General features: G+C 66.3%; 6 protein-coding genes. 4 read left to right on the top strand and 2 right to left on the bottom strand.

The window, feature by feature from the left end:
- The first annotated feature begins 81 nt into the window (after window positions 1-81).
- Both BYZ73_RS20690 and BYZ73_RS20685 read left to right on the top strand, forming a co-directional pair.
- Window positions 82-654 (top strand): hypothetical protein, encoded by a 573-nt coding sequence (locus tag BYZ73_RS20690; RefSeq protein WP_112317509.1) that lies wholly within the window; start codon window positions 82-84, stop codon window positions 652-654.
- Window positions 651-1,349, top strand: coding sequence for a hypothetical protein (locus BYZ73_RS20685; RefSeq protein ID WP_146746376.1), 699 nt, complete (start codon window positions 651-653; stop codon window positions 1,347-1,349). The genes BYZ73_RS20690 and BYZ73_RS20685 overlap by 4 nt, the downstream gene beginning before the upstream one ends.
- Here the strand turns inward: BYZ73_RS20685 and BYZ73_RS20680 are convergent.
- Together BYZ73_RS20680 and BYZ73_RS20675 are read right to left on the bottom strand one after the other, a co-directional pair.
- Window positions 1,346-1,831, bottom strand: coding sequence for a hypothetical protein (locus BYZ73_RS20680; RefSeq protein WP_112317507.1), 486 nt, complete (start codon window positions 1,829-1,831; stop codon window positions 1,346-1,348). The genes BYZ73_RS20685 and BYZ73_RS20680 overlap by 4 nt on opposite strands.
- 112 nt (window positions 1,832-1,943) lie before the next feature.
- The gene (locus BYZ73_RS20675) at window positions 1,944-2,429 is read right to left on the bottom strand and encodes a hypothetical protein (RefSeq protein ID WP_112317506.1); all 486 of its coding nucleotides are present in this window, start codon (window positions 2,427-2,429) and stop codon (window positions 1,944-1,946) included.
- Window positions 2,430-2,483: 54 nt separating this feature from the next.
- Between BYZ73_RS20675 and BYZ73_RS22995 the strand changes: the two genes are divergently transcribed.
- Both BYZ73_RS22995 and BYZ73_RS20670 read left to right on the top strand, forming a co-directional pair.
- Window positions 2,484-2,687, top strand: a complete 204-nt coding sequence (locus tag BYZ73_RS22995) for a hypothetical protein (protein WP_181498141.1) — start codon at window positions 2,484-2,486, stop codon at window positions 2,685-2,687.
- A 76-nt stretch (window positions 2,688-2,763) separates the two neighbouring features.
- A complete protein-coding gene (locus BYZ73_RS20670) occupies window positions 2,764-3,147 on the top strand; it encodes an HNH endonuclease (protein ID WP_112317505.1) in 384 nt (127 codons plus the stop codon).
- Window positions 3,148-3,169 lie beyond the last annotated feature (22 nt).

Raw genomic sequence — 3,169 nt, 5'->3', positions numbered from 1 at the left:
CAATTGTCCCGCAAATGTCCGCCGGACAGTTGCAGGACAGTCCTGAAGCGGTTGGGCAAGGCAGAGAGAAAGGAGCCGAGGATGGACGCGAAGGAACAGGCCGAGGGCGAAAAGCGGGTGCGGGGGCTCTTGATCGAGCCGCTGCTGCGGCGCGGGCTGGTGAAGCCGGGCGCGATGACCAAGGCGCAGTTCGAGGAGATGCTGGCGGATCTCGCCAAGCGGCTCGCGTACATGACCCCGCCGAACCTGGCCGCGCTCGAAGAGATGGCGGCGGCGGCGCCCGGCGGCAAGGATCGCGACCGGTTTCCCATCGCCAATGCGATCCTGAAGGCGGGGGCGCAGATCCAGCCGCCCGCCGACGATGCCTCGCCGCTGATCCGGGCGGTCTTTGCCCATGCGGTCGGGCGGCAGGCGCTGGCCGAGGGCTGGGCGCCGGAGCTGCTGGACGATCTGCGCCGCACCCGGCGCTGGCCGGGCGGCTATGCGCTGGGTCAGATCCGCCAGGCCGCGGGCGAGGCGCTGCGCCGCCACGCGCATCTGGCGGGCGCGGATCCGGCCTTCCTCGATCCGGCCGAGGCCGCGTGGCTGCGCGACCGCGAGGCCCAGCTGGCCCGCTGCCGCCGCATCGCCGATCTCGCGGGGGCAGCCGCATGACCGCCACGATCCGCCCCCCAGCGCAGACTGCCACCCGGACCCGGCGCGCGATGCCGGTGCGCGCGGCGCTGGAATGGGCCTTCGGCACCGAATGCGCGCGGCTCGACCATGACGAGATCGAGGCGGTCGGCGGCACCGGCTGGCGGTCCTATGGCATGGAATATGTCGCCCTCGAACGCGCCCAGCTCGGCACCCGGGTCGACGTGAGCCGCGGCCGGTCGAGCCCGCATGACGATGCCGAGCTGATCGCGACCGTGGTCCGCAACACGCTGCCCTGGTACGCCGCGACGCTGGTCGCCGACCTGGCCCGCGCGGGCCGCACGCCCGACTGGATGCCCGACGCCCGCCCGCGGCTGAAGCCGGACGACTGGACGGTGAACCGCTGGGGCCGCCACGCGAAGACGGCGGATGCGGCGATGCTCGGGGTAGAGGGCTGGCAGCCAGTCCCGCGTCGCAACCGCAAGGGCGTGATCGTCCATGACGCGGTGCGCTTCACGCCCTGCCACTGGGACCCGACCCCCGCCCGGATCGCCGCGGCGCGTCGGGCTTACCTCGACTGGTGGGGCTACCTGCTGGCGGTGCAGGCGGCTTTGACTGGCGCGGATTTGACACGGGTCGAGGTCACCCGGGATATGCCGCCGATGCGGCCGTGGAAAGGGGAACCGCAGCGCATTTGGCTTTCGGCCGAAAGCTAGAAACGATTGATGATTATGTCGGCCTGACCTTGGTTCATGTTCAGGCCTTCCTTGGCGGTGACGACCTTGAAGCCCCGGCTTCTGAAGACCTGGCTCAAGTCGTCGATGGACATGTTTTCCCAGTTGCTGGGCAGGAAGCCCGCAATGGAATCCCGGGCCGCAAACCCACCTGCCATGAACCCGACCATCTTGTCGCCTTTGTAGACGGCAAGCTCGACAGGCTGGGCATTCTGTTTTGCCAGTTGCTCCGCCTGCCAGGCCTTGCCCTCGGCGGAGTCCATCCACGCCGCCTCGGCCTCGGATTTTGCGAGCATGGCCATGAATTCGGCGGGGGCTTTGTATGGCTTGAAGCCGGCCTCTTCCCCAGTTCCCGGTCGAAAGTTCGCGAGCTCGGGCCTGAACTTGGGCTGAGTGGCTGTCTGCTGTTCTGTTTGTTCCTTGCGAACCGGCATCGCGCTGGTCGCCGTTACGGGGCTGATCATGGGAGCCTCCTCATTGACACGATAGGGTGGTCCAGTGATGGCGGCGGCCGATTGATACAAGATTGCGCCACGTGTCTCTGGGCTTCAGCACTTTTTGTCTGCTTTCCGAAGGCTAGGACCGGTTCAAGATATTTGCGGCCTGGCCGTGGTTCATCGACAGGCCATCCTTTGCGGTGACCACCTTGAAACCATGGTTTTGAAACACCTGCTTCAGGTCTTCGGTGCGCATGCTGCCCCAATTGTCGGGCAGGATGGCTCCCATGGAACCCAGGCCTGAAAACCCGCCCGCCATGAACCCGACCATCTGGCCGCCTTTGTAGACGGCAAGCTCGACAGGCTGGGCATTCTGCTTTGCCAGTTGCTCCGCCTGCCAGGCCTTGCCCTCGGCGGATTCCATCCACTCCAAACGTGCATTGGATTCCGCCAGGATGGCCGTGAACTCATCGGAGCCCTTGGTGAGCTCGATGCCCAGCTCTTCCGGGGTTACCGGTCGAGCGTTCGCGAGCTTGAGCCTGAAATCGGCCTGAGTGGCAGTCTGCTGTTCTGTTTGTTCCTTGCGAACCGGCATCACGCTGGTCGCCGTTACGGGGCCGATCATGGGATACTCCTCATTGACACGATAGTGTGGTCCAGTCATGACGGCGGCCGGTTAATGGAAGATTTTGCCATCCACTATTGCGCGGTGCGATTTCGTCGCAACGTCGCGTTCTTCAGTTTGATGGGATTGAAACCTGCAATGCGGGGCGAGATCGGCGTTGCGGTTTTCTTGAAATTCCCCCGGAAACGGCGCGGCTCTTGCGACGTGAGGCGCGCCGCCCCGGAAACTTTTTTCTTGACGGGATTCCAGCCTGGTTGACATAGTGCCGTCACCCTAGCTGCGCCCGGAGCGGATCCCCCGCTGCGGGCGTTTTGCGTTCCGGGAGGCCTCATCCATGACGATCCGCAAGCTCTGCGCGGCCTCGGGCTGCGACGACCTCGCCATGCCTGGCGCGGCGCTCTGCGAAGAGCATGAGGCCGAACGGATCGCGCGGAACCGCGCCCGGCGGGCGAAGGTGAAGACGGCCGAGGAGATCCGGCGCCGCTCGAAGCTCTATGCCAGCCCTGCCTGGAAGAAGGCGCGCGGCGCCTTCCTCGAGGCCAACCCGCTCTGCGTCGATTGCGCGGGGCTCGGGCTGGTGACCCCGGCGACCGAGGTCGATCACATTGTCCGGCACGAGGGCGACCGCGCCCGGTTCTGGGATCGGTCGAACTGGCAGGCGCTCTGCAAGAGCTGCCACAGCCGCAAGACCGCCCGCGAGGTGCTCGGGCGTCCCTGACACCGGGGGGTGTCCAAAAATC

The organism is Rhodovulum viride (assembly GCF_003265965.1).
In the GTDB taxonomy this organism is placed as follows: Bacteria; Pseudomonadota; Alphaproteobacteria; order Rhodobacterales; family Rhodobacteraceae; genus Rhodovulum; species Rhodovulum kholense.
This window is presented reverse-complemented; position numbering and strand designations above follow the sequence as displayed.

Excerpts from the sequence above, each read along its gene's own strand:
- BYZ73_RS20685 (WP_146746376.1), top strand. The coding sequence starts at position 651 with ATGACCGCCACGATCCGCCCCCCAGCGCAGACTGCCACCCGGACCCGG.
- BYZ73_RS20680 (WP_112317507.1), bottom strand. The coding sequence starts at position 1,831 with ATGATCAGCCCCGTAACGGCGACCAGCGCGATGCCGGTTCGCAAGGAA.
- BYZ73_RS20675 (WP_112317506.1), bottom strand. The coding sequence starts at position 2,429 with ATGATCGGCCCCGTAACGGCGACCAGCGTGATGCCGGTTCGCAAGGAA.
- BYZ73_RS20690 (WP_112317509.1), top strand. The coding sequence starts at position 82 with ATGGACGCGAAGGAACAGGCCGAGGGCGAAAAGCGGGTGCGGGGGCTC.
- BYZ73_RS22995 (WP_181498141.1), top strand. The coding sequence starts at position 2,484 with ATGGAAGATTTTGCCATCCACTATTGCGCGGTGCGATTTCGTCGCAAC.
- BYZ73_RS20670 (WP_112317505.1), top strand. The coding sequence starts at position 2,764 with ATGACGATCCGCAAGCTCTGCGCGGCCTCGGGCTGCGACGACCTCGCC.